The following is a 16,114-nucleotide window of genomic DNA, read 5'->3' as shown; positions in this document are numbered from 1 at the left end:
GAAGGATGGGGTTCAGGGTCAGGCGGCCAGTGCGACCGAGATGTCGTGCGTGGGAACCTTGCGGTCGAAAACGAGGTTGGCTTCGACGTTGAGCAGGTGTTGCGTCATCAGCTTCACCGCGCGCTCCTCGTCCTTGGCGGCCAGGGCCTTGACGATGTCGGCATGCTCGTCGTTGGAGTGCTCCGCGGCGCTGGCGCTCTGGTACATCAGGGTGATCAGCGCGCAGCGCGAGATGAGCTCGCCGAGGATCTGCGCCAGCACCTTGTTGCCCATCAGCTCGGCCATGCGGACGTGGAAGTCGCCCAGCAGCTCGGTGCGGTCGGAGACGTCTTCGCCCGAGACCGCGGCCTTCTCCAGCGCCACGTGCTCCTTGAGCGCCTTGATCTTGGCGGGCGTGACGGTGCGGACGAATTCGCGCGTCATCTCCGCCTCCAGCATGCGGCGCACCGCGAAGACCTGCTTGGCCTCGTCCACCGCCGGCGCCGCGACGAAGGCGCCGCGGGCGGGCTCCAGGCGGATCAGCTTGTTCTGCGAGAGCTGGAACAGCGCCTGCCGCACCAGCGTGCGCGAGACCCCGAAGTGATCGGCCAGCTTCTGCTCGGCCAGCTTGCTGCCAGGCTGGAGCCGGTGCTCGACGATGGCCTTGGTGAGTGCGTCCACGATGGCGCGGGTGGTGGTCGAATCCATGGTTTCCATGATAGACCCAAAGCCAGGAAGTGTATACACTTTTGTCGACCGGAATTTCCCCATTGCCTTGATCGAAGGAGCAACACCATGGGCTTGAGCACCCACGTCCTGGACACCATGCACGGCGGCCCCGCGGCCGGAATGGAGGTCGCGCTTTACACCACCGACGGCACCGGCGAGGACGCGCGCGCCACGCTGGTGAAGCGTTTCGCCCTCAACGCCGACGGCCGCAGCGACGGCCCGCTCTACAGCGACGGCCTGCTGAAGGCCGGCACCTATCGCCTCGTGTTCGACGTGGCGGGTTATTTCAAGTCACGCGGCGTGAAGCTGCCGGAGCCGAATTTCCTCAACCGCGTGTCGCTGGACTTCGGCGTGGCGAATGCCGACCAGCACTACCACGTGCCGCTGCTGGTCAGCCCCTGGAGCTATTCGACCTACCGCGGGTCCTGAATCTGCCAGGGCGGGCCCTAGAACTGTCCCTCGCTCAGCGTGTCCAGCTGGAAATGCCCGCCCTTGTCCCACAGCCAGGTCTCGGTCCAGGTCAGCTTGCCGATGCGGGTGGCGGCCGGATAGGGCGCGGCGTTGAGCACGGTGCGCTCGATCTCGGCGATCACCTCGGGTGCATGCTTCGGCGCGCGCATCCAGTGCATGGCGGTCACGCGGCCTTGCGCATCGAGCTCGACCTGCAGCGTGCCGATCGCGTAGAGCAGCGGCGGGAGCTTGCCGGCATAGATGCGCTGCGCGTTGCGCGCGTAGATGTGGCGCGCGGCGTCCTGCCTGTATTCGCGCGGGGTGCCGGCGGCCGAGGGCCGCGGCGTGGCTTGCGCGCTCTGCCCCGGCTCGACCGTGGCGCTGCTCAACTGGCCGGGCACGTGGCCCTTCTGTCCGCCCGGGCCGACCGCGACGCAGCCGGCAAGCCCGAGGGCCGTGGTCAGGATGGCCGCCAGGGCGCGGCGCAGGGTCGTCAGCGTGAATGTCATGCCGGGATTTATACCGTGGGCCCATGGCCCTCGCACCATGGAAGGTATCGCCGATGAATGGTCTGGTCGATGAACTGCTCGCGCACCTGGCGCGCGGCGATGAAGGCGTGCTGGTGCGGGTCGAGAGCACGCAGGGCTCCGCCCCGCGCGAAGCCGGCACCTGGATGGCCGTGTGGCAGGACGGCCTCACGGCCACCATCGGTGGCGGGCAGCTGGAGTTCCAGGCGATCGCCGAGGCGCGCGACTTTCTCGCGGGCCACGCGCAGATCGAAGGCGTGCGCCGCTACCCGCTCGGCCCCAGCCTCGGCCAATGCTGCGGCGGCGTGGTCTTCCTCTCGTACCGGCGCATCGGACCGGCGGATGCCAAGGCGCTGCAGGCGGAGCTGCTGGCGCACCTGGAGCCGGTGGCGCTGTTCGGCGGTGGCCACGTGGGCGCGGCGCTGGCGCGCCTGCTCTCCACGCTGCCCTTCAAGGTGCGCTGGGTCGACAGCCGCGACGGCGTGTTCCCCGACGCGCTGCCCGCGCAGATCGAGACCGAGCATTCCGACCCGGTGCAGGACGCGGTGGCCCAGCTTGCCCCCGGTTCGCGCGTGTTGATCATGAGCTTCAGCCATGCCGAGGATCTGGACATCGTGATCGCCTGCCTCAAGCGCCTGCGCGCGCGCGGCGACCTGCCCTACGTGGGCCTGATCGGCAGCAAGACCAAGTGGGCCACCTTCAGCCACCGGCTGGAGGCGCGCGGTTTCACCGCCGAGGAACTGACGCGCGTCACCTGCCCGATCGGCGTGCCCGGCATCACCGGCAAGGAGCCGGAGGTGATCGCCGTGGCGGTGGCGGCACAGCTGTTGCAGGGCCTCTACCGGGACGCGAGCGCCGGGTGAGCGAAGCCAGGGTTTTCCAGCACGCGCCGCACGAAAAAACTTTCGAACTCGAAGCGAAAAGTGTATACACTTCAGTCCACAGCCGCAGCGGAGCGAGGCACCCACGACAGCCTGCGTTCGCGGCCATTTCCCTGCTTACAGCGCCCGCGGTGGTGAGCAGTCCAAACCAGGGTTAGCACATGGAAAGCTACTACCTCGACTGGGCCAATCTGCTGCTGCGCTGGGTCCACGTCATCACGGCCATCGCGTGGATCGGCGCCTCCTTCTACTTCGTGATGCTGGACAACAGCCTCGAGAAGCCCCAGGACCAGGAATCGCTGGACAAGGGCGTCGGCGGCGAGCAGTGGGCGGTGCACGGCGGCGGCTTCTACAACATGCAGAAGTACGCGCTGGCGCCCAAGAAGATTCCGGACCACCTGCACTGGTCCTTCTGGGAAAGCTACTCCACCTGGATCAGCGGCTTCGCGCTGTTCACGATGTCCTACCTGTGGAACGCGAGCACCTACCTGATCGACAAGTCCAAGATGGACTGGCAGCCCGGCGCGGCGATCGGCGTGGCGCTGGCCTTTTTCGTCGTGTTCTGGATGGTGTACGACGCCATCTGCCAGATCTTCGGCCGCCGCAAGAACGGCGACACCATCGTCGGCGTGCTCGTCGCCGTCTTCATCGCCTTCGCGACCTGGCTGGCCTGCCAGTGGTTCGCCGGCCGCGCCGCCTTCCTGCTGGTGGGCGCGATGATGGCCACCACGATGAGCGCGAACGTGTTCTTCTGGATCATCCCGGGCCAGCGCAAGAGCGTGAAGGCACTGCGCGAGGGCAGGCCGGTCGACCCGATCCACGGCCAGCGCGGCAAGCAGCGCAGCGTGCACAACACCTACTTCACGCTGCCGGTGCTGTTCGCGATGCTGAGCAACCACTACAGCTTCACCTACACGCACAAGTACAACTGGATCGTGCTGCTGCTGATCATGCTCGGCGGCGCGGCGATCCGGCAGTTCTTCGTGGTGCGGCACCGCTTCAAGCTGGGCAATGCGGGCAACCCGCTGCCCTATGCGATGGTCGGCGTGGTCGTGCTGGGCCTGTCGATCGTCTGGATGCGCCCCGAGCCGGCGGCTGCCCCGGTGGCCAGCGCGGCCGCCGCGCAGAAGGTGGCCTTCGGCGACGTCAAGAAGGTGCTGGAGCAGCGCTGCTACATGTGCCACGGCGCGCAGGTGCAGATGAAGAACGTGCGGCTGGACACGCCCGAGCAGGTGGCTGCGCACGCGCAAGCCGTCTACCAGCAGGCGGTGGTCACGAAGATCATGCCGATGAACAACTCGACCGGCATGACGGATGCCGAGCGGGCGCTGCTCTCGAAGTGGTTCCAAGAGGGCGCCAAGACCAACTAGCGGGACCGGCGGCACGCGGCGCGTGGACAATCGGGCCCCCCGGAGACTGAAAGCACATGAACGCATCCCAAGTCCTGCCCGATCCGCGCACCGCACCCCGCGACTTCCTTCGGTATCTGTATGGCGTCGCCGTCGAACGCGCGCTGCCCCTGGCCAGCATGGGGCCGCACCTGCCCGAACCGCCCAAGGGCCGCACGCTGGTGCTGGGTGCCGGCAAGGCTGGCGGCTCGATGGCGCAGGCGCTCGAAGCCCTGTGGCCGGCCGACGCGCCGCTGTCGGGCCTGGTGGTCACGCGCTACGACCACATCCCGCCGCGGCCCGAGGGCCTGGCGAAGCGCATCGAGATCGTGGAAGCCGCCCACCCGGTGCCGGACGCAGCGGGCCTGAAGGCCGCCGAGCGCATCCTCGCACTCACGCAAGGCCTGACAGCGGACGACCTGGTGCTGTGCCTGATCTCCGGCGGCGGCTCGGCGCTGCTCACGCTGCCCGCGGAAGGCCTGACGCTGGCCGACAAGCAGCGCATCAACAAGCAACTGCTCGAATCGGGCGCGCACATCGGGGAGATGAACTGCGTGCGCAAGCACCTGTCGCGCATCAAGGGCGGCCGGCTTGCGGCCGCCTGCGGGCCCGCGAAGGTGGTGACGCTGACCATCAGCGACGTGCCGGGCGACGACCCCGCCGTGATCGCCAGCGGCCCCACGGTGCCCGATGCGAGCACCTGCGCCGATGCGCTGGCGATCCTCGACCGCTACGGCATCGAGGTGCCGGCGCCGGTGCGCGCAGGCCTGGAGAACGGCGCGCTGGAAACACCCAAGCCCGAAGACCCGGTGTTCAAGGGCCACGAGGTGCATCTCATCGCCACGCCGCAGCAGTCGCTCGAGGCCGCGGCCGCGGCCGCGCGCGCGTCGGGCATCGAGGCCCATGTTCTGAGCGACGAGATGGAAGGCGAGTCGCGCGAAGTGGGCAAGGTCCACGGCGCGCTGGCCCGTGCGGTCGCGCTGCGCGGTGCGCCCTTCGCGAAGCCCTGCGTGATTCTTTCGGGCGGCGAGACCACCGTCACCATCCGCCCGCGGCAGCCCGGCCAGGCCAAGGGGCGGGGCGGGCGCGCCGGTGAATTCTGCCTGGGGCTGGCCGGTGCGCTGGCCGGGCAGGCCAAGGTGTGGGCGCTCGCGGCCGACACCGACGGCATCGACGGCGTGGAAGACAACGCGGGCGCCTTCGTCACGCCCGACACTCTGGCGCGGGCAGAGGCGGCGGGACGCAAGCTGGCTGATCACCTGGATCGCAATGATGCGTATGGCTACTTCGATGCGATCGGGGATCTTTGCGTGACCGGCCCGACGCACACCAACGTCAACGATTTCAGGGCGCTGCTGGTGCTGTAGCTGCGGCCTTGTCTCTCCATCCCGCGGCGGCGGGGGGTGCGTAGCTCGATGCTCCATTGGCATGGAGAACCATGAATCGGTGGAATAGACTTCGGCGCCTTCAACCATGGGAGAGATCAACGATGCGAATACTCCATCGCGCCGGCCTGGCGCTGGCATTCATGGCGGCCGCCGCTGCCGCGCCCGCGCAACAACAACAGACCATCGTCACGATCGTCAAGGTCAGCGGCATCCCCTGGTTCGAGCGAATGGAGGAGGGCGTCAAGGCCTTCGAAGAATCCTCGCCGGGCGTGAGCACCCGCCAGGTGGGACCGGCGGAAGCTGTGGCAGCGCCACAAGTCAAGCTGATCGAGGAAGTGATGGCGCGCCGGGCCGATGCCATCGCCATCGTGCCGACGGATCCGGCGGCCATCGAAGAAGTCGCCGGGCGCGCCCTGCGCAGCGGCATCGTCGTGGTGACCCACGAGGCTGACAACCAGAAAAACACCTTGGCCGACATCGAGGCTTTCGACAACGCCGCCTTCGGTGCCAGCTTGAACGAACGCATGGCCCAGTGCATGGGCCGCACGGGCAAATGGACGTCCTTCGTGGGTACGCGCGGCAGCCGGACCCACGTGCAGTGGGCCGAGGGCGGCGCCGCCAATGCCCGCAAGCACGCCGGCATGGTGCTGGTGGATGCCCTGAACGAATCCCACGACGACGCGGACAAGGCCTATGAAAGGGCCAAGGCCGTCCTGAAGAAGCACCCCGACATCAAGGGCTTCCAGGGCTCGGCGTCGAGCGACGTCATCGGTATCGGCCGCGCCATCGAAGAGGCCGGGCTGCAGGGAAAGACCTGCGTCTACGGCACGGGCCTGCCCAGCCGCACCGCCAAGCTGCTCGAATCCGGCGCCGTGAAGGGGATCGGTTTCTGGGACCCGAAGAACGCCGGCCTGGCGATGAACAGGGTCGCGAAGCTGCTGCTGGACAAGAAGCCCATCACCGACGGGATGGATCTCGGCGTGCCGGGCTACGGCAAGGTGACCGTCACGAAAGGCGCCGGCCTTGGCGTGGTGATCACCGGCAAGGCCGATGTGATCGCCGACAAGGCCACCTACAGGGCCTATCCCTTCTGAGAAGAATTTCGTCGTCGCTGTCACATCCGGCGTTCACGGTACGTCTTCAAGGTGATGGGCAGCCGGGTGAAGATGCCGCTGTCCTCGATCCCAACGAACCAAAGGACCGTCATGAAAGTCGTGATCATCGGGGGCAGCGGCCTCATCGGAAAAAAGTTGTCGGCCCTGCTCCGGCTGGCCGGCCATGAAGTGGTATCGGCCTCGCCATCGTCCGGCGTCAATGCCGTGACGGGGGAGGGCCTGGACCAGGCGCTGGCGGGGGCGCAGGTGGTGGTCGACGTCAGCAACTCGCCTTCCTTCGAGGACGAGGCGGTGATGCGCTTCTTCCAGGACTCGACCCGCAACCTGCTGGCTTCAGCCGCCCGGGCCGGCGTGGGTCACCTGGTGGCGCTGTCGGTCGTGGGCGCCGACCGGCATCCGGACAACGGCTACCTGAGCGCCAAGGCCGCGCAGGAATCGCTGATCCGGGGCGGCGGCGTGCCCTACACGCTGCTGCGGGCGACGCAGTTCTTCGAGTTCCTGCTGCCCATCGCCGATGCGGGCACCCGCGGGTCGACCGTGCGCGTGTCTTCGGCCGTGTTCCAGCCCGTGGCGGCCGACGACGTCGCGGCGGCGCTCGCCGACATCGTGGGGCAGGCGCCGCTGAATGGCACGTGCGAAGTGGGCGGCCCTGAGCGCGCCGGGCTGGACGTGCTGGTGCGGCGGGTGCTCCAGGCCCGCAAGGATGCGCGGACGGTGGAAGGCGATGCCGACGAACCCTATTTCGGCTCGCGGATCGGCGACGATTCGCTGGCGGCGGGCGACAAGGCCAGGATCGGCCGCATCTCCCTCGGCAGTTGGCTGGCGGCGCAGGCGGTGGGGGACACGATGGCGATCGGCGAATAGCGTTGCCGATGAACATCAAGGCCCACGAGCTGCCCGCGATGCAGGGATGATCGCGGCGGCGAAGCTGGAGCCCGACGAGATCGACCGGCTCGACGCGGAGTTCTGAAGCGCTGCCGAGGGTCGGCGCTCAGAGCTCGGCGGCGAAGTCGCGCAACTCGCGCGGCGGCCGGCCCAGCCACGCGGCCAGCGGCGCGCTGTCCGCGACGTTGTCCTGCTCCAGCATGACGCGGGTGTCGGTGCACCAGGGCAGGCCGGGAGCGAAGTCGCCGATGCGTGCGCTCAGCACGCCCATCCACGCTGGCAGGCGCAGCAGGCGTGCCGGGTGCGCACCGCTTGAGCGGCCCGCGCGGCGCGCGTTGCGCAGCGTGGCGATCAGTTCGGCCAGCGTCATCGCGCGTGCGCCGCCGAATTCGATGACGCCACGGTAGGGCGAGGCCGGATCGGCCAGCGCCGCCACGGCACGGGCCAGGTCCTCGACGTACACCGGCTGAAGCCGGGCGTCGAGGGCCGAGCCCGGCATCGCCAGGACCGGCAGCATGGCCAGGGTGCGGAACAACCGGGCCGCGTCGCCGCCCGCGCCCAGCACCACCGACGGCCGCAGCGCGATCCAGGAAGGGCCGTCGGCGGGCAGCGCCTGCAGCACGGCCTCGGCGGCGCGCTTGGTGCGCGCGTACTGCGTGGGGTTGTCCTGCTCGCTGCGGCCGATGCCCAGGGCCGAAATCTGCACGATGCGGCGCACGCCAACCTGGGCGCAGGCCTGGAAGAGCGCGGCCGGCGTCGCGGTGTGCACGGCCTCCATCGGTCGGCGTGCGCTGTCGCGCAGCACGCCGACCGCGTTGACGACCACGTCGACGCCAGTCAGCCGCGGTGCCCAGGCCGCGACGTCGGTGTCGCGCGAGAAGTCGATGGGCACGTGGGGGAGGTCGGTTCGCAGCCGCTTGGCGCTGCCACAGCTCACGCGGTAGCCGGCCATCAGCAGGGCGGCGGCGATGCGGCTGCCGATGAAGCCGTTGGCGCCGCAGACCAGGGCGTGCAGGGGCGTGCTCATGGGTCGTCTGCCCTTCTCGATGTTTCACGGTCACTTTCCCCCTGGAGTATGGGAGTCCGTGCAGACTTTGGCGATCGGTGAAATACTGTATATTCATACAGATGCAAGAGGCGCGCCCATGACCGATGCCTTCATTCCCCTCCACGTCATCAAGGGCCGCGGCGCGGCCACGCGGCTCGCGCACCGCTTCGAGCGCGAAGTGCGCGACGCCTACGACGACGGCTGGGGCACGCTCGAAGAAGGCGTTGCCGAGGCCGAAGGCCTGCAGCCGCTGCAGACCGAGGTCCGCTTCGAGGACGTCAAGTCGGTGCTCGGCGGCAACGAGTCGCCCGACATCTACTTCGATCGCTCCATCAACCCCTACCGCGGCTGCGAGCATGGCTGCATCTACTGCTTCGCGCGGCCCACGCACAGCTACCTCAACCTCTCGCCTGGGCTGGACTTCGAGACCAGGCTCATCGCCAAGCGCAACATCGTCGAGGTGCTGCGCGCGGAACTCGGGCGCCGCAACTACCGGCCCAACCAGATCGCGATCGGCACCGCGACCGACTGCTACCAGCCGATCGAACGCGAGCTGCGCCTCACCCGCTCGGTGATCGAGCTGCTGAGCGAGGTGCGACACCCCTTCGGCCTGGTCACCAAGTCCAGCGCCGTGGAGCGCGACCTGGACCTGATCGCGCCCATGGCAGCCGCGAAGCTGGCCGCGGTGTACGTGACCATCACCACGCTCGATGGCGAACTCGCGCGCAAGCTGGAGCCGCGCGCCGCCGCGCCGCATCGGCGGCTGCGTACGGTGCGCACGCTGGCGGAGGCGGGCGTGCCGGTGGGCGTCAGCGTGGCGCCGCAGATCCCCTTCGTCACGGAAGACATGGAGCAGGTGCTCGAAGCCGCCTGGGAGGCCGGCGCGCGCAGCGCCTTCTACACCGTGATCCGCCTGCCCTGGGAAGTGGCGCCGCTCTTCAAGCAGTGGCTGGCGCTGCATTACCCGCAGCGGGCCGACCGGATCATGGCGCGCATTCGCGAGATGCGCGGCGGCAAGGACTACGACGCCGACTTCGGCACGCGCATGACCGGCACCGGCCTGTGGGCCGAGCTGATCCGCCAGCGCTTCGAGAAGGCGACGCGGCGCATCGGCTTCAACCGCGAGCGCATCGCGCTCGACCTCAGCGCATTCCGGCCACCCGGCGCAGCGGGGCAGGGCAGTCTGTTCTGACGTCCGCGCCGGCGCTTCGGGATTCGACGCCGCACCAGTCCCCGCCCAGCGCCTTGACCAGGAACACCGCGACCAGCAGGCGCTGGCCCTGCAACTGCGCGGCCTGGCGCTCGACCGTGAGCAGCGACTGCTGGGCGCTGATCACGTCCAGGTAGGTCGAGGCGCCGCCCTCGTAGCGCGCGGTCGCCATGTCGAGCACGCGGCGGGCCGAGGCGACGGCGGCCTGCGACTGGGACACCGCCCGGTCCAATGCGGCCAGGCCGCTGATGCCGTCCTCGGCCTCCTGCATGGCAGTGAGCACCACGCGGCGGTAGCTGGCCACCGAGGCGGCGTGGCCGGCCTGCGCGAAATCCACGTTGGCGCGGATGCGACCGCCGTCGAACAGGACCTGCGTGGCCGACACGCCGACGGACCACAGCAGGCTGGGCGCATCGAACAGGCTCTCGATCATGCGGCTGTCGACGCCGATGACGGGCGCCAGCATGACGCTGGGGTAAAAAGCCGCGCGTGCCACGCCGATCTGCGCGTTGGCCGCGGCCATGGCGCGCTCGGCGGCCGCGACGTCGGGGCGCCGCTCCAGCACCTCGGACGGCACGCCCAGCGGAATCGGCGGTGGCGTGATCGGCCGCAGATCCGGCGCCAGCGTGAAGCTGGGCGCGGGGGTGCCGGTGAGCGTGGCGATCGCATGCTCGTATTGCGCGCGCTGCCGTCGCACCACGTCGACTTGTGCCAGGGTGCTGTCCAGCAGCGCCTGCTGCTGCGCAACGTCCAGGCCGGAGACGGCGCCGAGCTCGTGGCGCGCGCTCACCAGTTCCAGCGCACGGCGCTGCAGCGCGATGGAGCGCGACAGGACGTCCAGCTCGGTATCCGTGGCGCGCAGGTTGAAGTAGGCCGAGGCCAGGTCGGCCGTCAGCAACAGCCGCGTGTTCTCCAGGTCGGCCGCCGCCTGTGCGGCGCTGGCGGTCGCGCCTTCGACCGAGCGCTGCACGCGGCCCGCGAGATCGATCTCGTAGCTGGCGTTGAGCGAAAGCGCGAAGTCGTTCTGAACCGTCGAGAAGTTCTGCGCCGCGTAGTTGGTGAGCGGGCGGTTGGCGGAGATCTTCAGCCGCGAGGCGCGCGCCCCCAGCCCGAGCTGCGGATAGCGGGCGGCATCGGCCGCGGCCAGCGTAGCGCGCGCCTGGGCGAGCCGCGCACCGGCCAGTTCGAGCGTGGGGCTGTTGGCGAGGGCCTGCTGCTGCAGCCGGTCGAGCCCCGCGTCGCCGAAGCGCCGCCACCACGGGCCCTTGGCCTCGGCATCGGCGGGGGTGGCCTCGCGCCAGGGTTGTTCGACCTGCCAGCTCACCGGCACGTCGACCGTCGGCTTCTGGTAGTCGGGGCCGGCCGCGCAGGCTGCGAGCAACAGCAGCGCGGCAGCTGCCGCGCCACGCATGCTCACGCGGGCTCCTTGGCGACCGACACGATGTCGCCCTCGGCCAGCGAGTCCGAGGGATTGAGCACCAGCCGGTCGGTGGGCCCGATGCCCTCGAGCACCTCCACGGTCTCACCGTAGTTGCGCCCCAAGCGCACCGTGCGCAGCCGCACGCGGCCCTCGGCGTCCACCATCGCCACCCGGGTGCCGTCGCCGCGGAACAGCAGTGCATTGGCCGGGATGCTCAGCGCGCCGGTGGCCGCCAGGGGCAGCGAGACCTGCACGTAGGCGCCCGGCAGCAGCAGGCCCTCGCGGTTCGGCAGGGTCACCTCGACCTGCATCATCCGCGTCGCGGTGTCGATGGCGCCCGAGGTGCGCGCCACCTCGCCGCTGAAGCGCTGGCCGCGCAGCTCGGCCTGCGTGACCACCACCGGCTGCCCGGCCTTGACCAGCTGCGCATAGGCCTGCGGCACGTTGATGTACACGCGCAGAGGATCCGTCTGCGCGAGCAGGAAGAGGGGGCGGCTGCCGCCGGCGTCGATCAGGTCGCCCACGTCCACGTTGCGCCGGGTGATCACGCCGTCGAAGGGCGCGACGATGCGCTTGAAGCCCTCGGTCTGGCGCAGCCGCTGCACGTTGGCATCGGCCGCCGCCAGGTTGGCGGTGGCCTGGGCCAGGCTGCTGCGGCGCTCGTCCAGGTCCTGCTGCGACACCACGTCCTTCTTGCGCAGGTTCTCCCAGCGCGCCACCGTGCTCTTCGCCAGCTCCAGGCTGGATGCCGTCTGCTGGCGCGCGGCGATGGCCTGCGAGAGCTGCTGGTCGATTTCCGGCGTTTCGATCTCGGCCAGCAGTTCTCCCTTCTTGACCCGGCTGCCGATGTCGCGGGTCCAGCGCTTGAGGTAGCCGCTGGCGCGCGCCGAGATCGGCGCCTGCACGAAGCCCTGCAGCGTGCCCGGCAGCGCCAGCGTCTGGCCGGCAGCCGCCGCCTGGGGCAGGGCGGTCTTCACGTACTGTCTGGCGAGTTCGGTCGACGAGGCCTGGAGCTCCCGCGCATTGGCCATGCGCACGGCCACCGTGCGTGCCGCACCCACGGCCAGCAGCACGGCGACCACGATCACGCCGATGCGCGCGCGGCGCACGATCTGGCGCCGCCGCAGCAGCTCGTGGTGCTCGCCGCCTTCGTCCTCGATCGGGTGGATGGCCAGTCCCGCGTGGCGTTGTTCCGTCATGTCGTCAACTCTCCTGCGGCGCGGCGCCTCCCGGCGGGGAGGGCGGCACCGGCGATGCGGTGGCGCGCGCGGCCCTGCGATGGGCCAGGCGGCCGTGGATGCCGGCATACACGGCCGGCACGAAGAACAGGGTGGACACGGTCGCGAACAGCAGCCCGCCGATGACCGCGCGGCCCAGCGGCGCGTTCTGCTCGGCGCCTTCGCCCAGGCCCAGCGCCATCGGGATCATGCCGATGATCATCGCCAGGGCCGTCATGAGCACCGGCCGGATGCGGGTGGCCCCGGCTTCCAGCGCGGCAGACAACGGCGGCACGCCGGCCGCCAGCCGCTCGCGCGCGAAGGCGACCAGCAGGATGCTGTTGGCGGTGGCCACGCCCATCGTCATGATCGCGCCGGTGAGCGCCGGCACGCTGAGCGTGGTGCCGGTGAGGAACAGCATCCAGGCGATGCCGGCCAGCGCCGCCGGCAGGGCGGTGATGATGATCGCGGCGTCCAGCCAGGACTGGAAGGTCACCACGATCAGCAGGTAGACCAGCACGATCGCCATCGCCAGCCCCACGCCGAGACCGACGAAGGAGGTCTGCATGGTCTCCACCTGGCCGCGGATGGCGACCTGGCTGCCGCGCGAGAGCTTGGGCCGCATCTCGTCCACCAGGGTCTTCACCTTCGCCGCCACGCTGGCGAGGTCGGTGCCCTGCACGCTGACGTACACGTCGATCACCGGCGCGATGTTGTAGCGCGAGAACACCGCCGGCGCGCGCCCGGGCTGCGCCTCCACCAGGTTGCCCAGAAGCTGCGGCGGCGCGGCCGCGGGGCCGGGTGCGCCGACCGGGATGTTGAGCAGCGAATCCAGCGAATCGACCTTGTACTGCGGTGTCTGCACCGCGACGTTGTAAACCACCCCGTTCTGTGGGTTCAGCCAGAAGGCCGGCTGGGTCTGCGAACTGCCCGACAGCGCGATGAGCACGTTCTGCCCCACGTTCTGTGCGGTGAGGCCGACCTGCTGCAGCCGCGTGCGGTCCATCTGCAGGTTGAGGCCGGGGCCGTCCAGGCGCTGGTGCACGTGCGCATCGACCGCACCCGGGATCTTGCGGATTTCCTTGACCAGCTCGGCCGCCCGCGCCGCGTTGCCCGCCACGTCGTTGCCGCTGAACTGCACGTCGATGGCGGCGGGCAGGCCGAAGTTCAGGATCTGGGTGACGATGTCCGCCGGCTGGAAAAAGAACTCGACGCCGGGGAAGCGCCTGGGCAGCTCGGCGCGCAGCAGCGAGACGAATTCCTCGGTCGGGCGGTGGCCATCGCGCAGCGACAGCAGGATCTCGCCGTCCAGCGTGCCGATGGTGCCGGCGTTGCTGTACGACAGGTTGATGCCGCTGTTGGGCACGCCCAGGTTGTCGAGGATGGTCTCCAGCTGGTCCTTGGGGATCAGGGTGCGGATGGCGGCCTCCACCTCGTCGGCCAGCCGCGCCGTCTCCTCGATGCGGGTGCCGGTGGGGGCGCGCATGTGCAGGCGGATCTGGCCCGCGTCCACGGTCGGGAAGAAGTCGCGGCCCAGCGCGGGGTAAAGCAGGCAGGACAGCAGACAGAAGCCGAGGAACATGGCGATGAAGCCCGCGCGCTTGGACAGCAGGGCCGACAGGACCAGCGTGTAGGCGCGGCGCACGCGTTCGAAGCGGCGGTCGAAGGCGCGGTACAGCCGCTGAAGCGGGCTGGGCCGGGCCTCGGCCGCGGCGGCGTTCGCGTGCGCCCCGCCCATCAGCAGCATCACCAGGGTCGGCACCAGCGTGCGCGACAGGATGTAGGAGGCCAGCATCGCGAACACCACCGCCTCGGCCAGCGGCACGAAGAGGAAGCGCGCCACGCCGGACAGGAAGAACATGGGCACGAACACGATGCAGATGCACAGCGTCGAGACGAAGGCGGCGGGGCCGATCTCACCGGCGCCGACGAGGATGGCGTCTTCGTGCGGCGTGCCCATGTGCAGGTGGCGCTCGATGTTCTCGATGGTGACGATCGCCTGGTCGACCAGGATGCCGACCGAGAGGGCCAGGCCGCCCAGCGTCATCAGGTTGAGCGTCTCGCCCAGCGCGTAGAGGGCCAGGATGGAAGCGAGGATCGACAGCGGGATGGTCAGCCCGATGATCAGCGTGCTGCGCCAGTTGCCCAGGAAGAGCAGCACCATCGCCGCGGTGAGCGCGGCCGCGATCACCGCCTCGGCCACCACCCCCTGCACGGCCGCCTTGACGAACAGCGACTGGTCGAACAGCGGGGTGACCTTGATGTCCGCCGGCATGCCCTGCTGCGCCACCGGCAGCAGGTTGCGCAGGTTGTCCACGATGTCCAGCGTGGAGGCGCCGCCGTTCTTGATCACCGACAGCAGCACGCCGCGCACGCCGTCCTGCCGCACGATGTTGGTCTGGGGCTGAAACCCGTCGCGCACGTAGGCCACGTCGCGCAGGTAGGTGGTGGCGCCGCCCGCGGTGCGCACCGGCAGGTCGTTCAGGCCGGCCAGCACCTCGGGCGAGCCGTTCATGCGCACGCTGTACTCGGTGGCGCCGAACTTGGCGGTGCCCGAGGGCAGGATCAGGTTCTGCGCATTGACCGCGTTCACCACGTCCGCCGGCGTGAGGCCGCGCGCCTGCAGCGCCTGGGTGTCGAGGTCGACCGAGATCACCCGGTTCTTCCCGCCGTAGGGGAAGGGGATGGCCACGCCGGGAATGGTGATCAGCTGCGGCCGCAACTGGTTGATGGCCGAGTCGAACAGCGAATTCTCCGGCCGCTCGGTGCTCGACAGCGCCAGCTGGATGACGGGGATGCTGGAGGCCGAGTACTTGATCACCAGCGGCGGCGTGATGCCCGGCGGCAGCTGCCGCACCTGGGTCTGCACCGAGGCCACGGTCTGGGCGATCGCGGTCTCGATGTTGGCGTTGGGCTGGAAGAAGATCTTGATCACGCTCACCCCGGCCAGCGACTGCGACTCGATGTGCTCGATGTCGCTGACCGTGGTGGTCAGGCCCCGCTCGGTCTGGCCGGCGATGCGCTGGCCCATCTCCTGGGCCGGCAGGCCGCCGTAGTTCCAGATGATGCTGAGCACCGGGATGTCGATCTCCGGGAAGATGTCGGTGGCCATGCGCTTGAGCACCAGGGGCGTCGCCAGCACGATCAGCATCGCCATCACGATGAAGGTGTAGGGGCGGCGCAGCGCGAGGGAGACCATGGACACGGCTTGTTACTTCCCGGGGAGGGGCCATCATAAAGAGCAAAGGCTAGACAATAGTTTCAATGCAGGAGATTTACCTTTCTTCACCGAAGCCCGGCCCTTGGCGGCTGGTGGTCATGGGCGTCTCGGGTTGCGGCAAGTCCAGCATGGGGGCGGCGCTGGCCCGGGCGCTGGGCCTGCCGCTGGTCGAAGGCGACGACTTTCATTCGCCCGAGAGCGTGAGCAAGATGCGCGCCGGCACGCCCTTGACCGACGCCGACCGGGCCGGCTGGCTGGACCGGCTGGGGCAGGAACTGGCCGCCCACGCCGGCGACGGAGTGGTGCTGAGCTGCTCCGCACTCAAGCGCGATTACCGCGACCGGTTGCGCGTGGCGGCACCGGGGCTGCGCTTCATCTTCATGGAGCTCACGCGCGAGGAGGCCGAGCGCCGCGTGGCCGGGCGCTCCGCGCACTTCTTCGCGACCAGCCTGGTCGAGAACCAGTTCGCCACCCTCGAATCGCCGGTCGGCGAGCCGGGCGTGCTGGCGGTCGATGCGACTGCGCCCATCGAGCCACTGGTGGCGCAGGTCCAGGCCTGGCTGAACGCCGAGACGCCGGCCGGCCGGTAGCGACTTCAAGGCCGGCCACTTCTTCCTCGATTCGATGCCGACGCCCGCGCCCTGAGCTTGGCCTCGC

14 protein-coding genes are annotated in these 16,114 nt (G+C 69.6%); 8 read left to right on the top strand and 6 right to left on the bottom strand.

Annotated elements, in window-relative coordinates; genetic code table 11:
- Positions 1 to 18 precede the first annotated feature (18 nt).
- On the bottom strand, positions 19 to 696 hold the full coding sequence (locus ABEA07_RS10835) for a GntR family transcriptional regulator (protein ID WP_345537765.1): 678 nt from the start codon (positions 694 to 696) through the stop codon (positions 19 to 21).
- 78 nt (positions 697 to 774) lie between these two features.
- On the opposite strand from ABEA07_RS10835, the gene uraH reads away from it, so the two are divergent.
- A complete protein-coding gene (uraH, locus tag ABEA07_RS10830; RefSeq protein WP_345537764.1) occupies positions 775 to 1,137 on the top strand; it encodes a hydroxyisourate hydrolase in 363 nt (120 codons plus the stop codon).
- 17 nt (positions 1,138 to 1,154) lie between these two features.
- Here the strand turns inward: uraH and ABEA07_RS10825 are convergent, their stop codons facing one another.
- Positions 1,155 to 1,667 carry a hypothetical protein gene (locus ABEA07_RS10825; RefSeq protein WP_345537763.1) on the bottom strand — a complete coding sequence of 171 codons (513 nt, stop codon included), beginning with the start codon at positions 1,665 to 1,667 and terminating at the stop codon, positions 1,155 to 1,157.
- Between the two features lie 53 nt (positions 1,668 to 1,720).
- Here ABEA07_RS10825 and xdhC point away from each other — a divergent pair, with 53 nt between their 5' ends.
- From xdhC to ABEA07_RS10800, 5 genes are all read left to right on the top strand, one after another.
- Complete coding sequence (gene xdhC / locus ABEA07_RS10820) at positions 1,721 to 2,548, top strand: xanthine dehydrogenase accessory protein XdhC (RefSeq protein ID WP_345537762.1); 828 nt, start codon at positions 1,721 to 1,723, stop codon at positions 2,546 to 2,548.
- A 179-nt stretch (positions 2,549 to 2,727) separates the two neighbouring features.
- Positions 2,728 to 3,936 (top strand): urate hydroxylase PuuD, encoded by a 1,209-nt coding sequence (locus ABEA07_RS10815; RefSeq protein WP_345537761.1) that lies wholly within the window; start codon positions 2,728 to 2,730, stop codon positions 3,934 to 3,936.
- Positions 3,937 to 3,992: 56 nt separating this feature from the next.
- Positions 3,993 to 5,321, top strand: coding sequence for a glycerate kinase type-2 family protein (locus tag ABEA07_RS10810; RefSeq protein WP_345537760.1), 1,329 nt, complete (start codon positions 3,993 to 3,995; stop codon positions 5,319 to 5,321).
- A 122-nt stretch (positions 5,322 to 5,443) separates the two neighbouring features.
- Positions 5,444 to 6,436 (top strand): substrate-binding domain-containing protein, encoded by a 993-nt coding sequence (locus tag ABEA07_RS10805; protein WP_345537759.1) that lies wholly within the window; start codon positions 5,444 to 5,446, stop codon positions 6,434 to 6,436.
- A 111-nt stretch (positions 6,437 to 6,547) separates the two neighbouring features.
- Entirely contained in the window at positions 6,548 to 7,321 is a 774-nt protein-coding gene (locus ABEA07_RS10800) for an SDR family oxidoreductase (RefSeq protein ID WP_345537758.1), read from the top strand.
- Between the two features lie 127 nt (positions 7,322 to 7,448).
- Here the strand turns inward: ABEA07_RS10800 and ABEA07_RS10795 are convergent, their stop codons facing one another.
- On the bottom strand, positions 7,449 to 8,369 hold the full coding sequence (locus ABEA07_RS10795) for an NAD-dependent epimerase/dehydratase family protein (protein WP_345537757.1): 921 nt from the start codon (positions 8,367 to 8,369) through the stop codon (positions 7,449 to 7,451).
- Between the two features lie 118 nt (positions 8,370 to 8,487).
- On the opposite strand from ABEA07_RS10795, the gene ABEA07_RS10790 reads away from it, so the two are divergent.
- Positions 8,488 to 9,582: a PA0069 family radical SAM protein gene (locus ABEA07_RS10790; RefSeq protein ID WP_345537756.1), complete on the top strand. Its 1,095-nt coding sequence runs from the start codon at positions 8,488 to 8,490 to the stop codon at positions 9,580 to 9,582.
- Here ABEA07_RS10790 and ABEA07_RS10785 read toward each other — a convergent pair.
- Genes ABEA07_RS10785 through ABEA07_RS10775 form a run of 3 tightly spaced genes read right to left on the bottom strand, consistent with a single transcriptional unit; the run spans position 9,533 to position 15,442 of the window.
- A complete protein-coding gene (locus tag ABEA07_RS10785; RefSeq protein ID WP_345537831.1) occupies positions 9,533 to 11,011 on the bottom strand; it encodes an efflux transporter outer membrane subunit in 1,479 nt (492 codons plus the stop codon). The two genes, ABEA07_RS10790 and ABEA07_RS10785, sit on opposite strands and share 50 nt — an antisense overlap.
- 2 nt (positions 11,012 to 11,013) lie before the next feature.
- Positions 11,014 to 12,219: an efflux RND transporter periplasmic adaptor subunit gene (locus ABEA07_RS10780; protein ID WP_345537755.1), complete on the bottom strand. Its 1,206-nt coding sequence runs from the start codon at positions 12,217 to 12,219 to the stop codon at positions 11,014 to 11,016.
- Between the two features lie 4 nt (positions 12,220 to 12,223).
- Positions 12,224 to 15,442 carry an efflux RND transporter permease subunit gene (locus tag ABEA07_RS10775; protein ID WP_345537754.1) on the bottom strand — a complete coding sequence of 1,073 codons (3,219 nt, stop codon included), beginning with the start codon at positions 15,440 to 15,442 and terminating at the stop codon, positions 12,224 to 12,226.
- A 59-nt stretch (positions 15,443 to 15,501) separates the two neighbouring features.
- Between ABEA07_RS10775 and ABEA07_RS10770 the strand changes: the two genes are divergently transcribed.
- Complete coding sequence (locus ABEA07_RS10770) at positions 15,502 to 16,047, top strand: gluconokinase (RefSeq protein ID WP_345537752.1); 546 nt, start codon at positions 15,502 to 15,504, stop codon at positions 16,045 to 16,047.
- The last annotated feature ends 67 nt before the right edge of the window (positions 16,048 to 16,114 follow it).

The sequence above is a fragment of the Variovorax defluvii genome (genome assembly GCF_039541515.1).
GTDB classification, from domain to species: Bacteria; Pseudomonadota; Gammaproteobacteria; order Burkholderiales; family Burkholderiaceae_C; genus Variovorax; species Variovorax defluvii.
This window is presented reverse-complemented; position numbering and strand designations above follow the sequence as displayed.